The sequence below is a fragment of the Lachnoclostridium sp. An181 genome (assembly GCF_002160325.1).
Taxonomy (GTDB): domain Bacteria; phylum Bacillota; class Clostridia; order Lachnospirales; family Lachnospiraceae; genus An181.
Genome location: NZ_NFKJ01000004.1, coordinates 96,385 through 122,922, shown reverse-complemented (window position 1 = coordinate 122,922; position 26,538 = coordinate 96,385). Strand labels below are relative to the sequence as shown.

Annotated in this window: 19 protein-coding genes; all 19 read right to left on the bottom strand. The window is 44.7% G+C overall.

All coding sequences use genetic code 11. From position 1 onward, the window contains the following. Nucleotides 1–374 precede the first annotated feature (374 nt). The 19 genes from B5F18_RS04150 to B5F18_RS04065 all read right to left on the bottom strand — a co-directional run bounded on the left by B5F18_RS04150 (nucleotide 375) and on the right by B5F18_RS04065 (nucleotide 26,474). Nucleotides 375–4,517 (bottom strand): polysaccharide lyase family 8 super-sandwich domain-containing protein, encoded by a 4,143-nt coding sequence (locus B5F18_RS04150; RefSeq protein ID WP_242955800.1) that lies wholly within the window; start codon nucleotides 4,515–4,517, stop codon nucleotides 375–377. Next, a complete protein-coding gene (locus tag B5F18_RS12385; RefSeq protein WP_143468355.1) occupies nucleotides 4,495–4,791 on the bottom strand; it encodes a hypothetical protein in 297 nt (98 codons plus the stop codon). The genes B5F18_RS04150 and B5F18_RS12385 overlap by 23 nt, the downstream gene beginning before the upstream one ends. Before the next feature lie 94 nt (nucleotides 4,792–4,885). Beyond that, a complete protein-coding gene (atpC, locus tag B5F18_RS04145) occupies nucleotides 4,886–5,284 on the bottom strand; it encodes an ATP synthase F1 subunit epsilon (protein ID WP_087156409.1) in 399 nt (132 codons plus the stop codon). A gap of 11 nt (nucleotides 5,285–5,295) precedes the next feature. After that, complete coding sequence (gene atpD / locus B5F18_RS04140; RefSeq protein ID WP_087156408.1) at nucleotides 5,296–6,687, bottom strand: F0F1 ATP synthase subunit beta; 1,392 nt, start codon at nucleotides 6,685–6,687, stop codon at nucleotides 5,296–5,298. 15 nt (nucleotides 6,688–6,702) lie between these two features. Continuing rightward, nucleotides 6,703–7,593 (bottom strand): ATP synthase F1 subunit gamma, encoded by an 891-nt coding sequence (gene atpG, locus B5F18_RS04135; protein ID WP_087156407.1) that lies wholly within the window; start codon nucleotides 7,591–7,593, stop codon nucleotides 6,703–6,705. Between the two features lie 12 nt (nucleotides 7,594–7,605). Next, the gene (gene atpA / locus B5F18_RS04130) at nucleotides 7,606–9,111 is read right to left on the bottom strand and encodes a F0F1 ATP synthase subunit alpha (RefSeq protein ID WP_087156406.1); all 1,506 of its coding nucleotides are present in this window, start codon (nucleotides 9,109–9,111) and stop codon (nucleotides 7,606–7,608) included. Beyond that, nucleotides 9,108–9,695 carry an ATP synthase F1 subunit delta gene (atpH, locus tag B5F18_RS04125; protein ID WP_087156405.1) on the bottom strand — a complete coding sequence of 196 codons (588 nt, stop codon included), beginning with the start codon at nucleotides 9,693–9,695 and terminating at the stop codon, nucleotides 9,108–9,110. The genes atpA and atpH overlap by 4 nt, the downstream gene beginning before the upstream one ends. After that, a complete protein-coding gene (gene atpF, locus B5F18_RS04120; protein ID WP_087156404.1) occupies nucleotides 9,683–10,198 on the bottom strand; it encodes a F0F1 ATP synthase subunit B in 516 nt (171 codons plus the stop codon). The genes atpH and atpF overlap by 13 nt, the downstream gene beginning before the upstream one ends. A 12-nt stretch (nucleotides 10,199–10,210) precedes the next feature. Then, nucleotides 10,211–10,477 carry an ATP synthase F0 subunit C gene (atpE, locus tag B5F18_RS04115; RefSeq protein ID WP_087156403.1) on the bottom strand — a complete coding sequence of 89 codons (267 nt, stop codon included), beginning with the start codon at nucleotides 10,475–10,477 and terminating at the stop codon, nucleotides 10,211–10,213. Between the two features lie 24 nt (nucleotides 10,478–10,501). Next, on the bottom strand, nucleotides 10,502–11,215 hold the full coding sequence (gene atpB / locus B5F18_RS04110; protein WP_087156402.1) for a F0F1 ATP synthase subunit A: 714 nt from the start codon (nucleotides 11,213–11,215) through the stop codon (nucleotides 10,502–10,504). A gap of 14 nt (nucleotides 11,216–11,229) precedes the next feature. Next, nucleotides 11,230–11,631, bottom strand: coding sequence for a hypothetical protein (locus tag B5F18_RS04105; protein WP_087156401.1), 402 nt, complete (start codon nucleotides 11,629–11,631; stop codon nucleotides 11,230–11,232). Continuing rightward, a complete protein-coding gene (locus B5F18_RS04100; protein WP_087156400.1) occupies nucleotides 11,618–11,854 on the bottom strand; it encodes an AtpZ/AtpI family protein in 237 nt (78 codons plus the stop codon). Before B5F18_RS04100 ends, B5F18_RS04105 begins: the two co-directional genes overlap by 14 nt. A gap of 194 nt (nucleotides 11,855–12,048) precedes the next feature. Next, nucleotides 12,049–12,543 (bottom strand): tRNA (cytidine(34)-2'-O)-methyltransferase, encoded by a 495-nt coding sequence (locus tag B5F18_RS04095; protein ID WP_087156399.1) that lies wholly within the window; start codon nucleotides 12,541–12,543, stop codon nucleotides 12,049–12,051. Nucleotides 12,544–12,545: 2 nt separating this feature from the next. After that, nucleotides 12,546–13,718, bottom strand: coding sequence for an aminotransferase class I/II-fold pyridoxal phosphate-dependent enzyme (locus tag B5F18_RS04090; protein ID WP_087156398.1), 1,173 nt, complete (start codon nucleotides 13,716–13,718; stop codon nucleotides 12,546–12,548). After that, nucleotides 13,718–14,200: an Lrp/AsnC family transcriptional regulator gene (locus B5F18_RS04085; RefSeq protein ID WP_087156397.1), complete on the bottom strand. Its 483-nt coding sequence runs from the start codon at nucleotides 14,198–14,200 to the stop codon at nucleotides 13,718–13,720. Before B5F18_RS04085 ends, B5F18_RS04090 begins: the two co-directional genes overlap by 1 nt. Before the next feature lie 12 nt (nucleotides 14,201–14,212). After that, nucleotides 14,213–15,202 carry an AIR synthase-related protein gene (locus tag B5F18_RS04080; protein ID WP_087156396.1) on the bottom strand — a complete coding sequence of 330 codons (990 nt, stop codon included), beginning with the start codon at nucleotides 15,200–15,202 and terminating at the stop codon, nucleotides 14,213–14,215. Beyond that, complete coding sequence (locus B5F18_RS04075) at nucleotides 15,199–16,806, bottom strand: VanW family protein (protein ID WP_087156395.1); 1,608 nt, start codon at nucleotides 16,804–16,806, stop codon at nucleotides 15,199–15,201. The genes B5F18_RS04080 and B5F18_RS04075 overlap by 4 nt, the downstream gene beginning before the upstream one ends. Nucleotides 16,807–17,010: 204 nt before the next feature. After that, on the bottom strand, nucleotides 17,011–18,771 hold the full coding sequence (locus B5F18_RS04070) for a B12-binding domain-containing radical SAM protein (RefSeq protein ID WP_087156394.1): 1,761 nt from the start codon (nucleotides 18,769–18,771) through the stop codon (nucleotides 17,011–17,013). 167 nt (nucleotides 18,772–18,938) lie between these two features. Beyond that, complete coding sequence (locus B5F18_RS04065) at nucleotides 18,939–26,474, bottom strand: glycoside hydrolase family 2 TIM barrel-domain containing protein (protein WP_242955799.1); 7,536 nt, start codon at nucleotides 26,472–26,474, stop codon at nucleotides 18,939–18,941. Between the last annotated feature and the right edge of the window lie 64 nt (nucleotides 26,475–26,538).

Here is a 26,538-nt window from a genome sequence, read left to right as displayed (position 1 = left end):
TATTATTTCTCAAACTTCAAGTCAACTATCATTTATTTTTTCCACTATTTATGTTTTGTTGTGCATTTTATATTTTCATTCTATTTTTCTCAAAAATACTATATTTTTTTATTAACCACAAAAAGAATTGTATTTTCAAAATAGTTTCTTCTTTTTTTATCTTTTATTTCTTTTATCTTTTCAAAAGCAAAATTATAGAGTTACTCGTCAAAATAGCTCCACTAAACTCAAAAGTCTGGAGTTTGTTGCCAAGTCCATCAAAATTTCTATTCTAATCGCTCTATCATTCTACGTTTTACACAGCTCATCAAAAAAGAGAGTCGGATCCCTTCCGGCTCTCTCAATCTTCAAATTCCTACAGGAACTTTATACTATTATCTTTCCTTCTTTTTGGAAACACTCAGCACAAACGCTGCCAAAGCTGCCAATCCAACTGTCAACGGCAATACCATGTTCGCCATATCTCCTGTTTTTACAGATTTCACTGTACTTTTTGCAGTGTCATTTGTTGTCACTGATTTTTCGTCTGCTACGTTCGCCTGTGTTCCTGTTGTCTCCTTCATATCAGTTTTTACAACCAGTGCATCCATTGCTTTTTGTAAATTCTCTGCTGCCAACTCTACTTCTTTTTCTTCTGCCTGTTCATTTTCCATTACATTGCATGCCTCTGCAAGCGCACTGCGAACTGCAAGTACCCCTGATTCTTCATACTGTTCTTCCCGGATGGACTGTGTCACAGTCTGATCCTGGCTTTCTACCTTGTTGAGAATCTCCTGTCCATGGGCTACTGCTGCTTCAAATTTTTCCACAACCTGTTTATTCACACCTGCAGTATCTGCTTTTTTTGCAAGCTCCAGTGCATACTCTAAAACTGCAGTAGACAGGTTTTGTGCTTCGCTTTTTACAAGACCTTTTACAGCCTCTCTCAAGATGGTTTCTACTTCGTCCACTTGATCCTGCGTTGCCAATTCATCTTGAAGCACTTGTTCCGCCTCTGTCAGAGCGTCCTTGAAAGGTTTCCAGCTCTCAGCTGTAAAATCCGTTTCTCTCCAGTGTAAATTTCCTTCGTATAAAGCCTGAAGAGCTGTTTTGTTTACTGTCACCTCAGGATCCGGTGTTGTTTCAAAATACAAGGTCGGAACCTGGCCGGTTTTATGTTCCAAAGAACAAATTGCAGCATAATTGTCCTTTGAGTACTCAGGAATGCTCAGTTCAAATGAAATCTGCTCTTCTCCTGCCTCCACAGCCTGTTTTACAAGATCTGTAACATCAATCTTCTGGCAAAGATCCTTTTCCACATCCTCGCGTGTGACACTTGCCACTTTTTCCCCGATACGTTCCGGAAAATCATCCCATGTTACGGTCGTCTCATCCCAATCTTCTGTCTGGTATATAGCCAAATCACTAAAACCGGAATTTGGAGATGCCGCAAATTCAAACATAAAGTAAATCTTATCCGCATCTTTTGGAACATCTTTCAGTGGAATTTTCACCAGAACTTTTCGCGAATATCCCTTGCCGTCATTTTTTATTTCCAGTTCCGGCTTGCTCTTGTGGTCGTTTCCTGTCGTGGAATTGTCACGCACAAAGGTATCCTGGGAGGCTTTCGCATATATATCCCCCACCTGTACCATGATCTTTGCACTCAGCCCTTCCGGATTTGTCACGCTTTCAGGCAGTACAATAAGACCGCTCAGTTCATATAAGCCTACGGAATCTCCGTCATAACCTGCATTGCTCCAGACTACCTGCGCATCATACTGTATATTGTCACTGGTCTGAATTGAAACTGTCTCTGGCAAAGAAAGGTCTTCAAATTCAGTGCCTTTTTCTGTATAGATCATATCAGGATCAGAAACGCTTACAATAGCGTTCTTGTTTTGGATACCAGAAGTTTTCAGCACGATGGAATGACTTTTGCCTTTTGCCCCTGCCACATCAATAGTCAGTTTCACTGATGTCAATGTCATGTCCGCAGAAACAGTATCATCCTTTGACACTACCTCGCTGCATGGTATTGGCACTGTCAGCTCTATCGTTCCATTATTCGTCTGGGTTGGGTCAGAAACAGATATCTCCAATGTATCCTCCGTCTGTCGCATCATGACGGATGCCTGTTTATTCGAAGTGATTCCCGCTGCTGTCTTCTCCTCATTTTTCCAGAAATTGATGCCTGTCATATTCAGTCCTTTATGGCGCACTGCATGTGCATCATCGCTGTTTTCAATCACCTCAATCTGGGGATTTTCTGCATATGCTTTCGTCTCCGCTGCATCCTTACCCGGCAAAATGACATATTCATAGCTTTCGTCCGTTGGATTTTCCCCATGGTCAAACCACAACGTTGCGTAACTTCCGCTGACCTCCTTATCTGTATAATGCTGTACATTATAATTGCTGTCACGGCGTTCTTTTAACGCCTGGATCGTTGTTCCCTCTTTTGGAAAATAATAGCCGATCGTGGAATTTTCCGTGCTGCCCTGAATATTGGCCCACTGTGCATTTTTAATGGTTGTCCCGTGTTTATCATTGCTATCACTATTATCCACAAGATCCGGTGTTTCTCCATTAATCGTAACTGTATTGGACAAATCCAGCTCAATTTGACGGTTGTCAATAATGGTTTCCACACAATTGCCAGTATCAGAAGTGATACTGCTGCCAATTGCAACGATCTCATCATCAAACATAAACCAGGATTTTTTTGAATCAGCCCCTGTCAGCTCATTGCCATTTCCTTTTGTCTCATTTCCAAGCGACTTCATCTGTACCCCTGCTGTACCATAATCGCCCAATGTAACGCCTCCCGCCCAGCTGTAAGGGGTTTTTCCGGTCACAGTGCGGGAAGTAAATGCAGGTCTGCTCAAGGCATGTTCTACAGTTGTTCCAGGTAAACGGTGAGGGTCAATGGATGCCCAGTAATCATTTGTGTACTGATCCAACTCATCCGTATATAAATAAGTCATACCATCTGCAATATTCCAAAGTCTCCTGCCCTCATCATTGAAATTCTCAAACTTACTCCGTCTGGTCGAACTCATGGAAATATTAAACATATAGGAAGGCCGAACGTGAGAAATCCGGTCCATACCCGCGTATGTTTTGTGGACAGAGTAATCGTCTCTTGCTTCAATGGCATCGTTTTCCATAATTTCTTTTGCCAGCAGTATGGATGTAATGTTTGTCGCATTCTGATAAAAATAGGTTTCATCTACGCCAATCTGATACTTTGCCATACTCTCAAACGATGACTTCATTTCCCTGTCATCCATAGTAGTGCCAATAAGAAGGAGAGATTCCATAATCCCGACCGCCCTGGTACGGGTATTCTCAGTAGGTCTTGACACTCCACGTCCTGCTGTGCTGTCAGCAAACTGTCCATCATATATCAAAGGTTCTATTGCATCGAACACTCCATTATAAACAACCTGTTCACTGCCATCACTATATTTTACTTCCCACTGTGTATCATCTAATATGTAAAAAAGATCAGCAATACATTTATACATTTTGCGGCCATAATCGCTAGTGCACGCAAGGGAGCCATGCTGAATAAATGATCCGTCTTCATAAAAACCATCACCACTTGTGACATAACGATACGCTTTTTTCTGAGCCGTATATGCATGGTCCATCTTGCTTTCATTTCCGGTTAAGACACCGGTCTGTGCCACTACCAGCACTTTGTCGAGCAAATTGGCTCCTGTCATATTAGGAGAACCTGGAATTCCTGCCGAGTCACTGTTCGGTGCATACCGCTCAACTCCAGTCAGGAGATATTCGATCGATGTCTGCGGGATTTCTTCGTGCAATACTAAAAGTGTGGAACACAAATTTTGCGGGATACCGATCTCCCATTCCCACCAGTTTCCCCAATGCTGGCTGGTACTGCCATTATAATAAGTATCCACCATAAATTCCAGCCCGTAAATGATCTCCTGCAGACAGTCTTGATTCTGGTATAAATCGCATCCAGGCGTTTCATACGCCAATGCCAGTTTTAGCAGCCGCTCAAAATTGGAATTCACCTGTGCCGGACCATTTCTTGTGCCGTCCGGCTCATAAATCGCGACATCATCCCACAGCTGTCTGCGGCTGGTTTCATCGCTTCTGTTCATATTTTCCCAGTATGTATTTGCCGTAGTGTTTAAGGTATCTACATAAATTTTTACAGCAGAATCTTTTGGATCCAGATTTTCCCCAACCAAATAATTTTTCCATTTTGTGCGCAGATTACGGAAAACCTGTTCCTGCTCTTCTTTTTGAGCATCATAGGACACTTCCAACCACGGACCGGATTTTCCGCTGCATTTATGACTGTAAAAGTAAATCGCCACATCATTCGCATCATTCGGATTTAACATGCTCACTTCAAAACTAATAGCATCTTGTCCATTTTTTACAGCCTCTTCCACAGCTGAACTTACATCAATGGTCAAATTATTGTTTTGGTCAATATTGTCTTTTGTAAAGGTAGCCACCAGTTGATCCTGCTCAGGAAATTTGTTCCAGGTCATTTCCCCGGCATCCCATCCGGTTTCTGTGGTAACTGCCCTCCAATCCACCTGCATTTGTCGTTTTTACGCAAAGCCAGCCATCTTTATGGTTCATGACTTCGTCTTTACTGCCGCCGCCCTGAACATAAACATCCTTTTCTGTTTTCACTGTCACTGGTTCACTGTCAGCAGCCAGAGCCTGTATGTTACTGGTTGTCCCTCCTGAAAACACTATAGTTGCGACCAACAACAAAGCTATGATCCTTGTACATTTTTTTATTATATTTAAATTCACACAAAAACTTTGCCACCTACAGTGTTTGCTTATACTGCGGCAAAATAATGGCGGATCACAATATCCTGCAATCCGCCATTTCTCATTACTTATTCTATTTTACTGTCTGTATCCTTGCTATCGCCCGTTTCAGCGCAGCTTCAGCTCTTCGTTCATCCACATCTTCACCTTTAGAGACAAGTCTTTCTTCTGCCCTCTTTTTGGCCGCTTTCGCGCGTTCTACATCAATCTCACCCGGCCACTGGGCGTCCTCTGCGAGCACTGTTACCTTTGTCTTTAAGATTTCCAGAAATCCTCCAAGAACTGCCGCCTTTTTCATCCCTTCCCCTTTGTGGATCTTCATCACACAAGGTTCCAGGATTGTTGTCAGAGGAATGTGGTCTTTGTAGATCCCCATCTCTCCCTCCACGGAAACAAACTCTAAAAAGTCACATTCTCCCTGGAAAAAATCTCCTTCCGGTTCAATAATACGGAGTTCAAATGATTCTGCCAAAGAAACACCCCCTATTGCATGCGCGCCAGCACATCGTCAATGTTCCCGGCATTGAGGAAATATCCTTCCGGAATCTCGTCATGCTTTCCTTCGAGAATTTCCTTGAACCCCTGCACTGTCTCAGAGATTGGCACATACCGCCCTTCCAGTCCAGTAAACTGGGTTGCCACAAAGAATGGCTGGGATAAAAATCTTTGTACTTTTCTCGCCCTTGCAACGAGGATTTTGTCCTCCTCCGAAAGTTCATCCATGCCAAGAATCGCGATAATATCCTGCAATTCTTTATATTTCTGAAGGATCTCCTGCACACCTCTGGCAACCTTATAGTGCTCTTCCCCTACAATATTCGGATCCAGAATTCTGGAACTTGACTCCAGCGGATCAACAGCAGGATAAATCCCAAGCTCTGTGATCGAACGGGAAAGCACAGTCGTGGCGTCCAGATGCGCAAATGTTGTTGCAGGCGCCGGGTCAGTCAGGTCGTCCGCAGGCACATAAACTGCCTGCACAGATGTGATCGAACCATTTTTTGTGGATGTGATCCTCTCCTGCAAGGCGCCCATCTCCGTTGCAAGCGTTGGCTGATATCCAACCGCGGAAGGCATGCGTCCAAGCAGGGCGGACACCTCAGAACCGGCCTGAGTAAAACGAAAAATATTATCGATGAAAAGAAGGACATCCTTGCCACCCTTGTCCCTGAAATACTCCGCCATGGTAAGTCCGGTAAGGCCCACTCTCATACGGGCTCCCGGCGGCTCGTTCATCTGTCCGAACACCATTGCCGTTTTATTGATAACACCGGATTCCGACATCTCATAGTAGAGATCATTTCCCTCTCTTGTGCGCTCTCCAACTCCGGTAAACACAGAATATCCCCCGTGCTCTGTCGCAATATTGGTGATCAACTCCTGGATCAACACCGTTTTGCCAACTCCCGCACCCCCAAAAAGCCCAATCTTTCCGCCCTTCTGGTACGGGCAGAGGAGATCCACAACTTTGATCCCAGTCTCCAGCATCTGCGCTTCGGTTGCCTGTTCCTCAAACGAAGGGGCCTTTTTGTGGATTGGCTCATATTCCACATCTTCCGGGACCGGTTTCTCATCAATCGGCTCTCCTAAAACATTAAAAATCCTGCCAAGCGTCCCCTCCCCAACAGGGGCAAGGATCGGTGCTCCCGTTGCAACTGCGTCCATTCCCCTTACAAGTCCGTCGGTTGGTCCCATGGCAATGCATCTTACCACATCGTCCCCCAGATGCTGTGCTGTCTCCACGACCAATGTGTCCCCGTTTTTTCTTTTGATGCGGATCGCCTCATTGATCTTCGGAAGTTTTCCGCCCGGGAATTTGATATCCAAGACTGCACTGATAACCTGAGTGATTTTTCCTGTATTTTTTTCTGACATTGTTCCACTCCCTTGTTAGCCAAGCGCTTCCGCCCCGGCTATAATTTCTGTTAATTCCTGTGTAATGGAACCCTGACGGGCCCGGTTATATTTTAAAGCTAACTCTTCCATCATTTCCTGCGCATTATTTGTCGCCGAATCCATGGCCTGCATGCGCGCCCCATTTTCACTGGCCGCTGCCTCCACCATGGCACCGTACAAAATACTGGACAGATATTTTGGCACGAGCAGATCCAGTGCCTGCTCCTCATTAGGCTCAAAATTCATCAGCGTGAGTTTCTCTTCCTCATCCTCCCCGCTCTCTTTCGCCCCATTTTTTTTCTCCTCATCCATAGATCCAGGATCAATCGGGAGCAATTTCATCAGTGTCGGTATATGGCTGACTGTATTCTTAAAAAAGGTATAGGCCACATAAATCTCTCCGATCTCGCCAGTCAGAAAATCACTTAAAAGTTTCTTTGTGATCTCTTTTGCATCCGCGTAAACCAAAGACTCCAACACATCTGAGTAGTCTGCCGCCACCTCATAGCCTTTGCGCGCAAAACTTTCAATCCCTTTTGTCCCGACTGCGTAGAGCCTTACCTTTTCCCTTTCAAAACCACTGTCCACAATTAATTTGACTATATTTGAGTTGTATCCGCCTGCAAGCCCACGGTTGGATGTGATCACCACGATCCCTTTTTTGTCAGAACTTCCGCTTTGCAGGCAGGGATGATCGATCTTCCCTACTTTTGACAACATAGAAGCCACTGTCTGATACATGCATGCAAAATAAGGTTTGGAGTTCTCCGCGCGCGTCCTTGCTTTCTGCAATTTTACGGTTGAGACAAGTTTCATGGCTTTTGTGATCTGCTGCGTGCTGGCAATGCTGTTTCTGCGCCGTTTAATATCTCTCATAGACGCCATGTCTCATCCCTCCTAACAAAATGTTTCTTTAAATTCTACGATCACCTTTCTTAACTGTTCTTCTGTCTCTTCGGAAAGTGTTTTTTCTTCTTTTATCTTGTCTGGAATCTCCGGATATTTTGTAGAGATAAATTCCAAAATCTCTTCCTCAAATCTTTGAATCTCCTCCACCGGAATGTCCAGAAGATATTTTCTCGTTGCCGCATAGATGATAATGACCTGATATTCCACCGGCATTGGCCGGTACTGCGGCTGTTTTAAAATTTCACGGATCCTTTCTCCCTGCGCAAGTCTTTCTTTTGTCTCCGCGTCCAATTCAGATCCAAACTGTGCAAACGCAGCCAGCTCCCGGTACTGGGCCAGCTCAATACGAATCTGTCCTGCAATCTTTTTCATCGCCTTTATCTGCGCAGAGCCTCCCACACGGGATACGGAAAGCCCTGCATTGACGGCAGGCCTGAAACCTGAATTGAACATTTCTGTCTCCAGATAAATTTGTCCGTCCGTGATGGATATGACATTGGTCGGAATGTATGCGGATACATCCCCAGCCTGCGTCTCAATGATCGGCAGGGCTGTAAGGGACCCTCCACCCAATTTGTCTGAAAGCTTTGCAGCCCTTTCCAAAAGCCTGGAATGCAGATAAAAGACATCCCCCGGAAACGCCTCTCTTCCAGGCGGTCTGCGAAGAAGAAGGGAGAGTGTCCGGTATGCGGTGGCATGTTTGGAAAGATCATCGTAGACGATCAGAACATCCTCCCCGTTCTCCATCCACTCTTCTCCAATCGCACAGCCGGAATACGGAGCAATATACTGCAATGGCGCCAGCTCACTTGCGGTTGCAGCCACAACGGTCGTGTAATCCATTGCCCCATATTCTTCCAGTGTCTGCACAATATTTGCCACTGTGGATGCTTTTTGTCCGATGGCAACGTAAATACATTTTACGTTCTGACCCTTTTGATTTATAATCGCATCAATGGCAATGGCCGTCTTTCCGGTCTGTCTGTCCCCGATGATCAGCTCTCTTTGTCCCCGCCCTATGGGAACCATGGAATCAATGGCCTTGATCCCTGTCTGCAGCGGCGTATCCACAGATTTTCTCGCAATAACTCCGGACGCTACTCTTTCTATTTGTCTGAATCTATGATTTTCAATTGGTCCTTTTCCATCGATTGGCTGCCCAAGTGCATTTACAACCCTGCCAAGCATACAGTCTCCCACCGGGACTTCCACAACCCTTCCCGTTGTTTTGACCGTATCCCCTTCATTGATATTTTCATCGTCCCCCAAAAGTACCGCTCCTACATTGTCCTCCTCCAGGTTCAAGACCATTCCATACACCTTGCCGGGAAATTCAAGAAGTTCTCCCTGCATGGCCCTCTCAAGTCCGTGGATGCGGGCAATTCCGTCATAAACCTGAATCACCGTACCTGCATCCGCCACTTCCAGTCTGGACGCATATCTTTGAATCTGCTCTTTGATCACAGAGCTGATTTCTTCCGGTTTTAAATTCATGGCACCATTTCACCTCTTTTCTGTTTTCCTTCTTCCCCGCCGACCTGTATGTTCCTCAGCACTCCGGCAAGCTTTTCCAGTTTTGTACGGATACTGCCGTCCACGATCCTGTCCCCGATCTGGATGGTGAGGCCTCCGATAAGTGAAGGGTTTACCAAATACTCCACCTCAAAGGACACATACATAGTCGTCTCCAGCAGCCGTTTTTCTATCTTGGTTTTTTGTCCGTCCGTAAGCTCCATAGCGGAGACTACTTTTGCAATCCCAATTTTCTTTTCTTCCTTCACTCTCAAAAGAAAATATTCCAACACACGTCCCGTGTCCTTAAACCTTCCTTTTTCCACAAGAAGAAGAAAAAGTCCGGTCAGTTCATCCGCGATTTTTCCGCCAAATATGGTTTCCAGGATCTTCTGTTTTTCTTCCCTGTCAATCTTTGGCTCATCAATCAGTTTAAAAAGCTCTCCATGCTCTCCCAAAATCTCTTTTACTGTTTTTGCCTGAGCGAAAAACTCATCCAGTCTGCCTTCTTCCATGGCAGTTTGAAATAACGCATCCCCATATATTTTTGACACTAGCTTTGCCATGTATTCTCACCCATTTCCTTCAGCGTCTTATCAAGCAGCTCCTCCTGTACCTTGACATCAACAGATGCGGATACTGCCTTTGCCGCCATCATGGAGGCAATGGAAATCATCTCCTGTTTCATATCATCCAGGGCATGTCTTCTCTCCAGCTCAATCTGTGCATCTGCGCGGGAGAGGATCCTCTCGGCCTCTTCCTTTGCCCCTGCGATCAATTTTGCCTCATTTTGCATCGCCTTTTTTCTGGCAGCGCTTAAAATCTGCTCTGCCTCTTTGTCGATTTCCTTTAGTTTTTTCTCATACTCGGCTTTGTAAAGAGCTGCCGCCTCTCTGTCCTTTGCGGCATTTTCCTGCTCATCCGCAACTGCCTGCCTGCGCTTTTCAAGCACGTTTCTGACTGGCTCAAAAAGCATGTAAGATAGAAAGGTAAAGAGCACAAACATGGAGATTGCAAGCGTACATGCGTCAAAAATAAGCTGCGCGTCCAGGTTAAATAAACGCTCCAAATTTCATTCCTCCTATAGTTTTCCCAAAAGCGGATTTGCGAAAATTAAGATCAGGGCAATGACAAGGCTGTATAGGCCTGTTGTCTCGGCAACCGCCTGTCCCAGAAGCATGGTGGATGTAATATCCGATTTTGCCCCCGGATTTCTTCCCACGGCAGCCGCACCTTGTCCCGCCGCATAACCTTGTCCGACTCCAGGTCCCACACCGGCAATCATGGCAATCCCTGCCCCTATCGCTGAACACCCTAAAATAAACGCTTCGTTTGTGATATTTCCCATATCCAAAAACCTCCTTAAATTCTTTTAATCCGGCATTTTATCTTTGATAAATACCATTGTCAGCATGCAGAACACATATGTCTGGATGCAGCCTGAAAAAATGTCAAAATAAATGTGCAGAAATCCCGGCCACCCTATCGCGATGTTTGAGAGCAGCCCGTAGATCAGTCCCATGATAACAGTCCCGGAAAGAATATTTCCAAACAGACGCAGGGATAAAGAAAACGGAACTGCGATCTCGCCGATCAAATTGATCGGGAACAAGAACGGCAGCGGCTTAAAAAGTCCGGTAAAGGCCTCTGCTTTGTTGTACTTGATGTTATTGAACTGAATCAATACAAACGTGATCACGCCGAGAGGAAACGTCACCCCATAATCTGCGGTCGGTGGCCGAACCCCCAAAAGACCGGAAAGGTTACTCGCCAGAATAAAGCAGAAGAGCGCTCCGATATAATTTCGAAACGGAATCCCTCTTTTCCCCATACTGCCGTACACCATCTTATCCAGCGCCTCAATACCCATTTCAGCTACATTTTGCAAAGCGCCCGGCTTTCCGGGTTCATCTTTTAATTTTTTCTTCACGACCACGGCAAATATCATCAAAACCGCACATACGATCACAATACTGACATGTGTGGTTGTCAGCCAGAGTTCCTGGCCAAACAGATGAAACTTCAAAAGCCCGTGTATCTGGAAATCCGGTTCCTTTGCAGCCAGAATTCCAAAAGCAGTTCCCATCCACTCAACCTCCTTTACTTAGATTTTTTTGTTTTTGTGAGTATTTTATGCATGACCGGCTGCAGGTAAGCTGCAAATTTCAGGCTCATCAGCCCCACAAACGCTGAAAATACATTGCCAATACGAAAATACAATGCTGCTCCCAGTACAAAAAGCACTGCCGCGATACGCAAAAGATACGTCTTTCTTATATGTTTTAGCGCCCCTGACTCTCCAAGATCCAGCGCGTCCTCCAGAGAACGTTTCATATGAACTGCCATGACCGCGGCCAGTATCACTCCAATCCAAAGTCCTGCAGACACTTTGGCAAGGTCATACCCGATTATGATACAGATGATCTGTGCCACAACTGCATATACAAGTATCCCTATAAGCATCTCGATCAATGTACGCTCTGCCTTTTCAATCTTCTTCATCTATATGATCCTCCACATCTTCGTTTGCATGTCTTGCAAGATGATATACATTCCTTCCCCCGGATAGTATTCCCAAAATCACAAGAGGAATAAACACCGGAATCTGAAACTTTTCTTCCAGATAAGAGCCAAACCACGCACAGATCAGCACCGGCACGATCATACTGATACCAAGCTGTGTGACAAGAGCAAACGTGCGGTAAACACTGTGTTTGTATTTCATTTTTCCCTCCAGCTTTGTTTTGTTTCTTATCGTTCCCGTCATATGTTTTCATTATAACATATTTTGCACTTTTGTCTATTATTTATATCATTACGCTTATTTTGTCTTTTGTTTTTCGTTAAATTTTCGACAATTTTGCGTCTTCTCCTTTTTTGCAAATAATATTTTTTCTGTAAAATAAAAAAGAAGGGCACCTACTCCCATTCCAATCGGTGTAGATGTCCTTCTTTATTCATATTCACAAATCCATTCTGCCGCAGTGCCTCATAGAGCACGATTGCCACAGAATTGCCAAGATTCAGTGAGCGGATATCCCCAATCATGGGAATACGCACACAGTCTTCTTTATGTTTTACAAGTATCTCTTCCGGAATCCCTGCGCTTTCTTTTCCAAACATAATATAACAGTCCGGCTCATACTGTACGTCTGTGTAAACCTTCGGCGCTTTTGTAGTCGCCATATAAATTTTTGCTTCCGGATTTTTCTCAAGGAAATCCTCAAAATCAATGTAGGTCGTCACATCCAGGTCGTCCCAGTAATCCATGCCTGCGCGTTTGATCGCTTTCTCATTGAGTCTGAATCCAAGCGGCTCGATAAGATGCAGCCTCGTCCCTGTAGCTACGCACGTCCGTCCGATATTCCCGGTATTCGCAGGAATCTCTGGCTCAAACAATACAATATTCAACATGTCTAGTTCTGCCTTTCTCTCAATTTATTGATGAAACGCTCCAGCCTTTCCAATGCCTTTTTCAGATCTTCCAAAGAGTATGCATAAGAGATGCGCAGAAAGCCTTCCCCACACTGTCCAAACGCAGTTCCCGGCACAACTGCCACCTTCTCCTCCATCAAAAGTTCATTCGCAAATTGCTCGGAAGTCATGCCGAATTCTTTGATACACGGGAAAATGTAAAAAGCGCCAAAAGGCTCAAAACATTCCAGCCCCATTCTTTTAAATTCATGTACAAGAAAACGCCTTCTTTGGTTGTACGCCTGACGCATTTCTTCCACTTCATTTTCACAGTGTCTAAGCCCTTCCACAGCCGCATACTGGCTGTTTGTCGGCGCACACATGATCGCATACTGATGGATCTTTACCATCTGCTCTATGATATTAGCAGGTCCGCACGCATATCCAAGCCTCCATCCTGTCATGGCAAATCCTTTGGAGAATCCGTTGATGACAATGGTCCTCTCCTTCATTCCCGGCAGGGATGCGATGGACACATGCTCCTCCGCATATGTAAGCTCAGAATAGATTTCATCTGAGATCACATACAGATCATACTTCTCCACTAAGGCGGCAATCGGCTCCAAGTCCTCTCTTGTCATGATGGAACCCGTCGGATTGTTCGGAAATGGCAGGACCAAGATTTTCGTCTTCGGTGTAATGGCCTCCTCCAGTTCCTTTGCCGTCAACTTAAATTCATTCTCATGTTTCAGCGGAATGACTACCGGCCTTCCTCCTGCGAGCACAGTACAAGGAAGGTAGGACACATAGCTTGGCTGCGGTATCAAAACCTCATCTTCCGGATCCAGCATAGCCCGAAGAGCAATGTCAATTCCCTCGCTGCCTCCCACAGTGACCACAACTTCTTTTTTGCTGTCATACCTCACATGAATCTTTCTCTCAAGATAGTTACAAATTTCATCTTTCAATTCCTGAAGACCAGCGTTGGATGTATAGAAAGTCTTGCCTTTCTCCAGCGTATAAATCCCTTCTTCCCGGATCCGCCACGGTGTATCAAAATCCGGTTCTCCTACGCCAAGGGAAATCGCATCCTCCATCTCATTGACAATGTCAAAAAATTTACGGATACCGGAAGGCTCAATCTCTGTCACTATTTTTGATAATGGATTTCTCATTATGGCGTCACCAGCATTCTGTCTGCTTTCCCTTTCTTATCAAAAATAGTTCCGTGGTCTTTGTATTTTTTGAGAATAAAATGTGTCGCTGTACCGACAACCTCATCAATCGGAGAAAGTTTATCGGAGACAAACTGTGAAATTTCCAGAAGTGTCTTGCCTTCCAGGATAACAAGATAATCATACGCACCGGAGATCAGATACACGGAAGACACTTCCGGGTAATTATAGATGCGTTCTGCGATTTTCTCAAATCCCATATTTCTCTGAGGGGTAACCCTCACCTCAATCAGGCCCGTCACTTTCTCAATTCCGACTTTGTTCCAGTCAATCATTGTGTGGTATCCACAGATGATCTTTTCCTGTTCCATGGCCGCCATCTCGTTGGCTATGGTCACCTCATCCGTTCCAAGCATGACCGCTAGATCTTTTAAATCTACACGGCTGTTCTTTTCAATGTATTTCAGTATTTGTTCCCGCATAAACATCCTCCTTTAAAATTTATTGGTGTGTATTTTAACAAACTCATCCGGAACGGGTCTGTCAAGACAACGGATCTCCTCCCCATTTTGGATAAGTTTGTCATTTGTATCATTGAGCGTCCCCAGCACTGCTGCAAAAAGGCCGCATGCTTTCAAATCTCTCACCAGTTTCTCCCCATCCCCGGCTGCAAAAAGAGCGCATCCTGCAGATGCCAGCTGATAGGGGTTGAGATGAAAATACTCACATATCTCAATCGTCTCCTGCCTTAACGGGATCTTCTTCAAATCTATGAGCATACCATGTCCTGTGCCAACGGTAAAATCCCAAAGTGCACCAAAAATCCCGCCGTCCCCAGCCTGATGTGCTAAAAGGACTCCATCCCTCCAAATACATCCCTTGGCATGGTCCAAAAATAGTTTCTCTTCTTGCCCCTTCAACGGTTCAAGAAACGCTGGCACAAAGCGTTTCTTCAGCTCTTCTTCTCTTTCCTCCAGAATCCGGAGTGTGCCCTCAAGTCCTGCATATCCGGCAAAAACAAGATCTGCCTGTTCGAAATCCTCTCCGTTTACAAGTCTTTTCTCTTCCACTCTCCCCTGCATCTGCACCTGCACAAGAATATCCTCGAATCCCGGAAGTACTTCTGCCTTTGTTCCCAAAAGACTGATTTTAAAAACTGCCGCTGCCTTGGCCATTCTTCCGGTTATGACTTTCAACTTTTCCTCGTCCAGCCATTCCGGCAAAAACAAAGAGATAAATATACTTTTTGCTTTTGCCCCTCTGACCGTCAGATGTCCAAACGCCTCCGCCATTGCATACACACCGACAGTTTCTTTCTTCCCATACCGGCAGGCCGTGGAAATCAATATCTCCCGCCCTTCTGCATGCAGCATGGCACACGGATCGAACGGAGAGGGCACAAGAGCCGGGGAATCCTCCTGTATATGAAACATCCTTAAAATGGAACGGCTTACTATGGTCTGTGATAGTTTTCCTGGTTTCATTCTCTTTTCCTTTCCTGCTGTTCTGTCTGAGGCTGTTGCTCTCCACTGCCTGTCTGAGGAGGTGTCTGCTCCTGCTTTTTCTGATTTTCCTGCTGTTTTTCCTGCTCTTTTTTGGCTGCCTGCTCGTTTTGGATCTGTTTCGCTCTGGAAATCGCAGACTGGACGCTGTCTTTATTGTTCGTCCCAATGGCATTTCTTACAATGGCTGATGCCTCAGCGCTTGCGGATGCCGTACCCACTGCGTATGTGGTCGGCGTGGAGATATAACTGCTGTTGTTGATGACTTCCCTGCTCTGCTCTTTGCCATCCACTGTCACGATTTTCCAAAGCCTTGCAGTCTTTCCTGTATGTCCGCTATCTGTCTTGGAAAAATATCCGATTGCCTGTCCGGATGCCTCTGTCATCTTCACACCTCCGTCTTTTGTCCCGGTCGTTTCGCTCTCAAAGCGGATTTCCCGCCCTGCCGGCCTAGTCTCTTTTCCGTAGATGGTAAATGTAAGATTTCCCCCTGACACATACCCTTCAATAAAAATGGGGTACTGCGTATTGTTTTTAAATTTCAGGTCTTTGACATCCCCGGCAATTGCTGCATCCATGGATGGTTTCACATAATTCACAGTCATGGAGTGGGGCTGTCTTTGGGTGACTTCCAGCTCCGCAAACAATACAGCATTGTAAAGCGTCGTGGATACCTGGCAGATGCCGCCTCCCATGGAATTGACAACCTTTCCGTTTTCATAGGAACCGGCCTCTGTAAACCCATTCTCATATGTATACGGACGCATAGCCTTGTCCGCGGAAAACTCTTGTCCGGGCATGATGATCCTGCCATTGATAAGTTTTGCCCCTGTCTCTATATTCTGTACGCGGCCGCCTCCGGTTCCGCAGTACGTTGTAAATGTTCCAAGCTCGTCCTGGATCACTTCCAAATCCTGCTTTGTGATGGACGGCTCTTTCGTCTCATACACAAGGGTGACCTCTCCCCCTTCTCCTTTCCATGTATCCAGGAAAAATGTCTTCAATGTTTCCTTTGATTTATCCATATTGAGCGAATGCCCATTCTGTCCTTCTGTAATCTGGAAAGCTCCGTTCACTCTTGCAATCGTGGCATCCTTGGCGCCTTCTTCCAGAGGTTTGCATTTTGCCTCAAAAACCTCGTTCACCTTTTTCTCATCCAGGTCATATTGTGGCTGTTCCAACACAAGTTTTTTCTTTTTTGACAATTCTTTCATTTTCTGATAGCGTTTCAAGACATTTCCTTTTTTCCCATATTCCATGGCATGTTCCACTGCTTTTTCCGGTTCTTTTAAGGAAACGCCAAGCTCATCCGGCTGCACATCCACTGTTTTGTCTCCCACTCGCAGCGTCACTGGTTTCCTGGCGCTTTTCTCAAACCACGCATTCAATTCTTTTTCTGCCTCTCCCTTTGATAGACCTGAGACATCTACTTCTCCGATATAAATTCCATCCAGCACCTTATTTTCTGCGGCTTTCCCCACATAACTGTTGAGTGCGAAAAATCCTCCCAAAATGCCGAGAGCACACACGCCTGCCACAACACCGCAGATCACCGCCAGTTTCTTTTTGTTCTTTATATGAATCATACTTTTCCCTGTCCCCCTGATTGCTCTCCTCCTACAAAAGATACGGCACGACCATTGTTACCAGCATTGCAACAATAACAATTAAAATTACAGCTGCCATGATCCGTCTTGTCTTTTTATTAAAAAAATTCATAATTCTCACCTTCTGTTTATTTGTCCATTTTATACTCTTTAATCCATTTTTGCAACCTTACACTCTTGTTTTTACTCTCCTATCCCTCCGAGCTTTTCTTCTGCAGGGGAGTCCAAACGACTTTCCTGTAGAATAAGAAATTTAGCAGCCTGATGATTCAAAGGATTTCTGTTCTGATAGTCAAACAGCACATACACCGGCTTTTCTGATATCTTTTCAAAGCGCTCCACATGCGTCATCTTTCTAAGCTGACGCACTTCGTACCTTTCATAGCCTTTCAGATACTTATGTTCCTCAGTTTCCTTTTTATAAAACTCCCTCAGCCACTCTTTCTCGATGGTCTCCTCTTTTGCAAATGCCGGACGGTTTTTGGCATTTTCCCGCAGATAAAAATCATATGTAAGAAGTTCCCTGTACAGCTCTCCCTTACTTGGAGCAAGCTGTCCTGCAAACTCAAAAAGAATCTCAAACCTTGCAGCCCTTGAATGATTCCTCCCGGTATATCCATGTTCTTTATAAAATACAGCGAGCGCCTCAAACATGGCAAATGCATCCGAAAACTCTTTTTCCAGCTCCTCCATGGTGTTCACAAACTGACTGCTGTTGTAATAGACTTCCACCATCTCCTCCACCTGCTTTAAGCGTGCGATCTCCTCATAAGAAAGCCATTTTGTGGCCAGCACTTCATAGGGCGGCTTTTCTTTGTACAAAAGCCCGTACTCCTCCTTTTGCTCCTCCATATAAGAACCTTTGAGCACCTTTAAGAATCCAAGCTGCAGCTGCTCCGCTCTCAGGGCATATACGTCGTTAAATGATTTCCGAAAACTTTCATAGTCCTCATACGGCAGCCCTGCGATCAAGTCCAAATGTTGATGGATATTGCCCGCTTTATGGATCCTCCGCACTGTTTCTGCAACCTTTTCAAATTTCATTGTACGCCTGATCTCCCGTACGGTCCGCTCATTTGTGGACTGTACCCCGATTTCCAGTTGAATGAGCCCAGGTCTCATGCTGCGGATGATCTCAATTTCCTCTTCATCCAGAAGGTCTGCAGAAATTTCAAAATGAAAGTTGGTGATCCCGTTATCATGTCTGATCAGATACCTCCAAATCTCCTTCACATAGTCATGTCTGCAGTTAAATGTCCTGTCCACAAATTTCACCTGAGGTACTTTTTGTTGCAGGAAAAAGGCGAGCTCCTTTTTCACCATGTCAATGTCCCGGAATCGAAGGCACTTGTCAACTGACGAAAGGCAGTAGCTGCAGGAGAACGGACATCCTCTGCTGGACTCGTAATAGATAATTTTATTCTCAAAGTCATCTAAAGTATCATAGACAAACGGTACTTTGGAAAGATCCATCACTGCTCTCCACTCATTTTCCACAACTTTTTCTCCAAACCTGAAAGTTATCCCCCGAATATCGAAAAGTTTCCCCGTTTCTTTGCTCTCATACCATTTCATGATATCCAGAAATGTCTCTTCTCCTTCTCCTTTCATCACGCCAAAAACCTCCGGCAGCATTTCCAGCACCTTTTTACTGTCATAGGACACTTCCGGTCCTCCAATCCAGATATCTGTGTACGGAAGTATCTTTTTTATCTCTATTACTATTTCTTTTACATATTCAATATTCCAGATATAGCAGGAAAAACACAGTACATCCGGTTTTCTCTCAAACAGATCCATCAGGATCTCGTCTGTGGTCTGATTGATCGTATACTCTGCAATGGCGATATCCCTCCCATATTCTTTTGCATATGCCTTCAGACAATACACCGCCAGATTGGAATGGATATATTTCGCATTGACTGCCACTAAAATGACATTCATATTTCCTCTCGATTCTCCTTCTGATTTTCTAGTCTCTATTCCGTTTATTATAGCACGGACATCCCCTGCGCGATAGCTTGGATTACTTTTTTGACACAGCAAAACGGACCGGCTTACGCCGGTCCGCCCAGGATGGATCTTACCTCATATTATGATTTGAGTACTTATTAACCTCTTTTACGTTTGAATGCTGCAAGTACTGCTGCCCCTGCAAGTGCCACCATTGCTGCAGCTCCTGCGATCGGCGTGGCATCACCTGTCTTAGCAGATTTTGCATTTGTTGTCTTGTTTGATGCGTCTGCAACGCTTGCTACCTGGCTATTCGCTGCAAGATAACGATTCTGTGGGTTCTGGCTTACTTCAACCATAGCCTTTTCATCGTCTTTTGTATTGTCTTTACCCTTGTTTTCTGCAGGTACCAGACTTGCCACTGCATTTTCAAGACCTTCCACTGCTGCCTTTACTTCTTCTGCTGTTGCCTGGTCGTCATTGTATACTGCCATTGCAGATGCGTATACGCTTGCAAATGATGCATAGCTTTCAGCCTCATAATCCGCCGCATTCAAGCCTTCTGCCTTATTGATCAATTCTTCAAGTGCAGATTTATCCGGAATTCTCTGAAGTGCTGCTGTTGCTGATAATAATGCCTGCCAAGCCGCATCTACCTCTTCCTGCATTGCATTTCCGTCTTCATATACTGCTTTTGCATCTGTAAGAGCTTTGCCAAATACGTCTTTTCCTGCATCCAGATATTCTTCCAGGTTAAGGCTTTCTGCAAAGTTAATGACTTTTTCCAGGTTTGCCTTGTCTCCCTGTTTAAAGGACAAGTACTGCATGATCTCAACAAGATCTTTCCATGTCTGGTCTACCATTTCCTGAGTCACGGTCTCGTCACCGTCTGCAACACGTGCAAGGATATCTTCTGCCTGTGCTTTCAGCGCCTCAAATCTTTCTGCAACATCTTCTACAACACCAGTTGTATCTGCTTTCTCTGCAAGTTCTAATGCAAACTCAAGAACTGCCGTGGAGATTTCTCCTGTCTGAACTTTTTCCAGAGCTTCAATCGCATCATTCAGTGCTGTCAAAGCTGCATCAATCTGAGTCTGATCTGCATCTTCATCTGTTAGTACTGTTTCTGCTGCTGCTACTGCTGCTTTCAAATTTTCTACAGAATGATCTGTATATGCATCTTCATTTTTCAGAAGTTCATTTGCCTCATCCACTGCATCCTGAAGTGCGTCTTTAGTCGGTTTTACAACCAATTTTTCCTGAGCATCCAGAAGTGCCACTTTTGCTGCATCTACTTCTTTCTGTGTTGCATCCACGTCCTCAAGAACTGCTTTTGCTGCATCCAGTGCATCTGTGAATACTTTTGCAGATTCTTCTGTGTACTTGTCGATTTCTTCAGCAACTTTGTCCGCATCTGCAATTGCATCTTTCAGGTCTGCAACATATACAAGTGCGTCTTTTGCTGCCTGAAGAGCACTCTGTGCTGCAAGTACTTCTTCAGATGTCTGAGATTCAGCATCCAGAACATCCTGTGCTGCTTCTAAAGCTGCCTTTAAGTTGTCCATACCCGCTGCAAGATAGTCATCTTCTTCAATCGCTGTGCAAGTGTCAACCAATGCCTGCAGGTTTGCAAGCTCTTCTTCTGTAGCCTGGTCAGATGTGGACGGCTCGTCAAAGTCAAGCCACAATACAACGTTTTCATCAGCCGCGCTGTGATCTGCTGCCAGTTCTTCAGCTGTAAGCGCCTCATTGTATACAACTACCTGATCAAAGGTAAGTTCTGATTTTCTGTTTGTATTGATCGGGTCATAACCTACAGAGAATGTCTCATTATTTCTGTTGACGGATGTTACTGCATCCACTTCCTTTTCTCCATTTACAGTTCCGTCCACATAAATCTTCAGACCTTCTGTTGTACTGTAGGTTACCGTCAATGTATGCCAGCTGTCGTAGAAACTGTCGTCCAGCTGTGCTGATGTTGCCTGATCCCAGCTTGTTCCGTTACTTACATATGCATCAATGTGTCTTGCGCCTGAGTTTTTATTGTAGTAGATACGATAAGCAAAGGAGTTATCACCGAGGCCGGCGATCATATTGTGTTTCTCTGTGCTGTTGTTTTCAAAGATACCTGTATTCTCTTTTGCAGATGCAGGTACAAATACTCTGGAAGATACCGTAAAGTTGGATCCCTGAGTCATTGCACTGTTTACGATTTGGTTTGCATCTTCAATAGAGAAATATCCCTGAATAGCATTGTTTGTTCCATCTTCTGCCTCTGCAAATGTTACTGTTTCTGGTACCGGTGTATCCAGACCATTCTTACTGGAGTCTTTGATCACGCCCAGATCCGGTTTTGCAACTACTGTGAGTGCTGCGTCTGCTTTTAATTCTTTGTTTCCGTTTACATTTGCCACGTGTACCACTGCCTCTGTACCTTCTTTTACAGAATCAGCTACTGTAACAGTTGCTTTTGTAAAGTCTTTTCCATCTGTGGAAATTTCAATTCCTTTCACTTCATTTCCGTCTGCATCTGTCACTGTCCAGTCAGCAGCCACTACATCTGCGTTTTCATTGTCTGTCTTCAATGTAAACTCAGTGCTTGCGCCCTGTTCCACAGCTGCTTTGGCAGGATCAATGGATACAGAGTAAATGTTTTCTTTTTCTTTGTGTACAATGCTTGCCTCTTCAAAATCTACCCAGAGAGCAACATTTTCATTGTCAGCGGTGATTGCAGGTGTGTCAGAGTACTGAGCTGCAACTTCATCTGCTGTCAATGCTTTACTGTATACATGTACATCATCAAAGTCTGCCGCAGATGTTCTGCCTGTTGATGGGCATGCTCCAATCGTAAAGTTGTAATCAGAATGAGCAACTCCCTCTTGAGTACCTGTCTCTTTTTCCTGAAGAAGTACACCGTCTACGTATACTGCAATTGTATTGTCGTCTGCATTGTATGTACCAACAACCTGATGCTGCTGATTCATCCAATTTGTCTGGAGTTCTGCAGGCAGTTTCGCCTCGATCGCTCTCCAGCTGCCTCCTGCATAAATGTGGAAATCAACTGTGGTTGATCTGCAACGCAGCGCAAACGCATAGTCACCTTTTCCTGCAAACATGTTGTAATCTGCATTTCCTGTTGGCGTTACGTTTACTTCAACAGAGAAGGAATTCTTTCCTTCCAGCACAGGGTCAAGTACCTCGTTGAATGGCACTGCCAGCTGTCCGTTCATAATGATGCCGTCCGCATCTTTTTCCAATCTAGCTGTTGTCTCATAAGGAATGAGCAGCTGATTCTTACTTGCATCCTGGATAAAAGTATCCATGTTTACAAGTGCTTCGATATCATTGATGTAACCATCAATGATCTCTTCTCTATCCTTGTCTGCATTTACAAGCTCTTTCTGAGCGTCTGTCAGAGCATTGTAGTCTGCTTTAAGCTGTTTCGCTTCTGCAAGCTGACTGTAATCGTATACGAAGAAACCGTCAACCGCTTTTATGACTTCGTCAGCCCTTTCTTTGTCATATGCAGCCTGATCAAAGGACTCTACTGTATGGTAAGTCTTTGCCATCTCGGAAACTTCCTCTGTCGTTGCATTGGTTGCAACCGGCATCAATGTGAATTCCCACTGATAGATATTGCTGCTTGGGAGCTGATACTGAGACAGTGGTCCAGGTCCGCATGTAGCTCCGCCGGTTCCAAGAGAACCGTAGCCTACATTTACGATGGTATCTTTTCTTGGTGTCAGCTGATAAGGGTGAGTTACTGCATCCAGTTCATTTGGTGTAAAGTGCAGTGCACTCGCCTCCACTGTATCTGTAGCTGCGATCAAAAGACCGTTTTTATAGTTGTCATTCGTGATCTCCATCCATTTTACGTCTGTCAGGTTTCCGGAATCATCCACCTTCAGATATGGATAGAAGAATTCACTGACTGTGTTGGAGTAGATACCTTGTCTTGCATTCGTCTTTCTGTCGCAGAATGTCTCAACCGGTCCGTTTCCGTACCAGTTTACATTCTCAAATCCTTCAGGCAGTGTCATAAGAGAACCAATCTTCAGGAAAGAGCCCATGCCGCTCTTTGTAGCATCCACTTTCATGTTTACAGTCACCTGTCCATCGCCGTTCACTGTGTAAACAATTGTCTCTTTTGTATTTCCTGCATTTGGAAGAGTAAGCTCAGCTGTAATTACCTTCTGTCCTGCTGCATTTTCTTCTACTGCAATGTTGTCAACCTGAATGTTGTCTGCTGCAGTTTTCCAGTTCGCATCAAAGGCTGTCTTATCATTCTCCAGACGTCCTCTCCAGAAGTTTGGAGTAGGTCCTTCCTGAACAAGAACCTCATCGCCTACTGTGTAGTTCTTCATAGTTCCTGTTGCTTTTTCAATAGAAAAGCTGAAACCTTCTCCATTCACCTTGTAAGCACTGTCTGTTTCTTCCACTGTTACTTCTTTGTCACTGAATACAGGTGCACTCTGCTCTACTGTTACTGGAACATTTATCTGTGCATATGACATTTCTGTGCCTTTTTCTGCCCAGTTTGTAGCTTCTTTAAGGTTTACGGAAATATTCAGGTAGTATTCACTTCCCGCCGGTATTGTCTCTGGCATTTCAAATGGTACGTTGATCGTTCCTGTTGTAAGCGGAGCAACATCTGTGTTCTCTGCCACACCTTCATCGATCACTTTTCCATTTTCCAAAAGCTGCCATGTCACATCATACTCGTTTAAATTAGTAAAGCTGCTTTCATTGTACACAGACACTTCACGTCTGTTCAGCTGGTTTACATCTGCACTTAACCAGTAATTCTGATACTGGTATTTTACTTCCGCAAGTTCTGGCTGTGGATCTCTATCTGCACTGATAAGACCATCTTCACAGAAACTGTTATCATTTGGCACATCTCCCCAGTCTCCACCGTAACCATAGAAATGACCGTCAGCTTCTTCCTGGTACAATGTCTGATGTGCGTAGTCTTCTGCATAGTAATCCCATCCAACAACCTCTGCTGTCTCATGTCCGTCCGCATAGTCTACCCATGCAAGTACACTCTCATCATCAGCGCCGATTGCAGGTGTTGCAGAATTTTGAGCTTTGATTTCATCTTGTGTCAATGCTCTGTTGTAAATACGTGCAACTGATATCTCGCCATCCACTGTTCTTCCATGTACAGCATCGTATCCGATACCTACCGGATCACCGGATGCATTGATGCTATCCTGTACATTTGTGGAATTCATCTTTTCACCGTCAATGTAGATCGTAAGGGTTCCTTTGTCGTAAGTTCCCACTACCTGATGCCAGTTTCCTACCCAATCCTCCGGGAATGCGCATGTACAGTTTTTCCAGCTGCCGCCATTGTATACAAAGAACTCAAGACCTGAGCCTGAACTTTGTGTTTTCAATGCTACCTGATTGTCCCCTTTTGAAATCAGAACACTGTTCTGAGCTGTAGATGCTGGTTTTACAACAGCCTCAAATGTAAAGGATTTTCCCGTACCTGACAATGCTGCATTATACTTTTCATTGTTATCCATGATCGTATAACCGCTGAATGAATTTCCTCCATTTAAGCTGCCTTCTTCCCCGGTGTTTGCCTTCCAGTCTTCTTCGGTTCCAATAGCTTGTCCACTCACTCCTGTTCTGTCAGTGATCGCATAGGAATTTCCAAGATCATTTAAGTCAACCGCTCTTGCCTGGTCAACCCAATCCCAGATAAATGCGCCGAGCATATTATCTGAACTGCGTATTGCATCCCAGTATTCTTTTAAGTTTCCGACAGAGTTACCCATTGCATGTGTATACTCGCAAACCACATAAGGAATCCTTCCTTCTCCAGCTCTTCCCCATACCAGGTCAACTGACGGATACATGTTGCTGCCCATGTCAGTTCCCATGGAGTCATTCTGGCCTTCACTGTGTACTGGTCTTGTAGGGTCATTGTTCTTGAAATACCAGATCATATCGCGGAACATACCGTTGGATGTGTTCGGGTCTGAAGTGTAAACCATCTCATTTCCAATAGACCAGATCACGATAGCCGGATTGTTCTTCAAATGTTTGTACGCTGTCTCTGTACGGTCCATAGCGAGCTCGTAAAACAGACCTTTTGCATTGTTATCCCCCATAATGGCATGGCTTTCCAGGTTTGTCTCCCCAATCATGTAAAGACCTTCCTGATTGCACAGCCAGTACAGATAGTCATCATTGCTGTAATGGGAAGTACGGATTGCATTGATGTTGTTCTTTTTCATCAGTTCGATATCTTTATCCATTGCTTCCTGGGAAACTGCTTTTCCATAGAATGGATCCGTATCATGTCGGTTTACACCTTTTAATAATAATTTTTTACCGTTGATCGTAATTGGATCCCATTCCGTTGTTGTATTGTAGTAGTTTTCATCTACTTCTGTTGAAGTAAACTCAATCTCGCGGAAACCAAGCTGTGTGGAAAGCGTCTCCACTTCTTTACCGTTTCCATCTTTCAACGTTAAAACAAGCGCATACAGGTTTGGATGTTCTGCTGACCAAAGCTTTGGATTTTCTACTGCAAAAGATCCTTTAAAAGTTTTTGTATTTGCAGAACCAACGCCACTTACCGGAATGTCACTGTCAACGATCGCGTTTCCATCTCTGTCCACAGCTTTCACATTAACGCTCCAGCCTTCCGCTGCCGTGGAAGACAGGTTTCTGATATCTGCTGAAACTTCCAAAGTAGCGTCTTCATAATTGTCATCCAAATATGTACGCACAGTGTAGTCCTGCATCTGAACAAGCGGTGCACTTGTCAGATATACGTCACGGAAAATACCTCCGTCGTAAATCATATCCTGTTTTTCAAACCATGTTCCATCACAGAACTTATGCACCTCAACTGCAAGTGTATTCTCGCCATCTACAAGATAATCTGTGATGTCAAATTTATGAGGGCTGAACATATCTTCGCTGTAGCCCACTTCTTTTCCATTCAGATAAACGTAATATGCGGATTCAACACCCTGGAAATTCAGGTAAATCCGCTTGTTGTCCGCTTTCATCTCATCGTTTACTGTAAACGTCTTGCGGTACAAGCCCACTGGATTGTAGTTCGTTGCAGCCTTTGGAACCTGTACGTTCTGGTCATACTTGGATTGCCAAGGCATCTGTGTGTTACAGTAAATGGAGAAATCAAAATCCTGATCTTCATAGGTTGTCCAGCTTCTCGGAAGCTCAACGGACGCCCATCCATCCTCCTCTGATTTCTCAAAATCAGGGTCCATAAAACCATTGTTATCGGCATCCAAAAACTTTTCAGCCTGTTCCTGATTTTGCACGACTGTGAGATCCCAGTCTTTCCCATCTCCTGTCAGGAGCTGGAAATAATTTGATTTTTCACGCGCATTGTAATCCCATACAGCATCAACTGCTGAATCAAAATTCTGATAAGGGATAATCGTTGCACTTGCGTCTTCTCGCTCAATGCCAAAGACATCTTCCGCATCTTGTTTGACGCCGTCAACATCCGTATAGTCATTTCCTGTCCACTCTTCGTGAGTAAACTTTGTTTTGTCGACATCAGCTTTGATACTTTCTGCCGCCACAAGACCTTCGGATGACGTGCCGCCTGCAGCCATAGCTATCAGACCGGTTGTCGGAATCATCGTTCCCACCATTGCTACCGAAAGCAACAGGGAAAGCATTTTCCTTCTCTTTTTCACAATCACTCAACCTCCTTAAAATATTGGGCAGTAAACCATCCTGATATCTATTATTTTCCATTTA

Bases quoted from the DNA above. Each gene is read 5' to 3' on its own strand.
- B5F18_RS04150 (WP_242955800.1), bottom strand. From the start codon at position 4,517: ATGACCTGGAACAAATTTCCTGAGCAGGATCAACTGGTGGCTACCTTT.
- atpD (WP_087156408.1), bottom strand. From the start codon at position 6,687: ATGTCAGAAAAAAATACAGGAAAAATCACTCAGGTTATCAGTGCAGTC.
- atpG (WP_087156407.1), bottom strand. From the start codon at position 7,593: ATGGCGTCTATGAGAGATATTAAACGGCGCAGAAACAGCATTGCCAGC.
- atpA (WP_087156406.1), bottom strand. From the start codon at position 9,111: ATGAATTTAAAACCGGAAGAAATCAGCTCTGTGATCAAAGAGCAGATT.
- atpH (WP_087156405.1), bottom strand. From the start codon at position 9,695: ATGGCAAAGCTAGTGTCAAAAATATATGGGGATGCGTTATTTCAAACT.
- atpE (WP_087156403.1), bottom strand. From the start codon at position 10,477: ATGGGAAATATCACAAACGAAGCGTTTATTTTAGGGTGTTCAGCGATA.
- atpB (WP_087156402.1), bottom strand. From the start codon at position 11,215: ATGGGAACTGCTTTTGGAATTCTGGCTGCAAAGGAACCGGATTTCCAG.
- B5F18_RS04105 (WP_087156401.1), bottom strand. From the start codon at position 11,631: ATGAAGAAGATTGAAAAGGCAGAGCGTACATTGATCGAGATGCTTATA.
- B5F18_RS04100 (WP_087156400.1), bottom strand. From the start codon at position 11,854: ATGAAATACAAACACAGTGTTTACCGCACGTTTGCTCTTGTCACACAG.
- B5F18_RS04095 (WP_087156399.1), bottom strand. From the start codon at position 12,543: ATGTTGAATATTGTATTGTTTGAGCCAGAGATTCCTGCGAATACCGGG.
- B5F18_RS04090 (WP_087156398.1), bottom strand. From the start codon at position 13,718: ATGAGAAATCCATTATCAAAAATAGTGACAGAGATTGAGCCTTCCGGT.
- B5F18_RS04085 (WP_087156397.1), bottom strand. From the start codon at position 14,200: ATGCGGGAACAAATACTGAAATACATTGAAAAGAACAGCCGTGTAGAT.
- B5F18_RS04080 (WP_087156396.1), bottom strand. From the start codon at position 15,202: ATGAAACCAGGAAAACTATCACAGACCATAGTAAGCCGTTCCATTTTA.
- B5F18_RS04075 (WP_087156395.1), bottom strand. From the start codon at position 16,806: ATGATTCATATAAAGAACAAAAAGAAACTGGCGGTGATCTGCGGTGTT.
- B5F18_RS04070 (WP_087156394.1), bottom strand. From the start codon at position 18,771: ATGAATGTCATTTTAGTGGCAGTCAATGCGAAATATATCCATTCCAAT.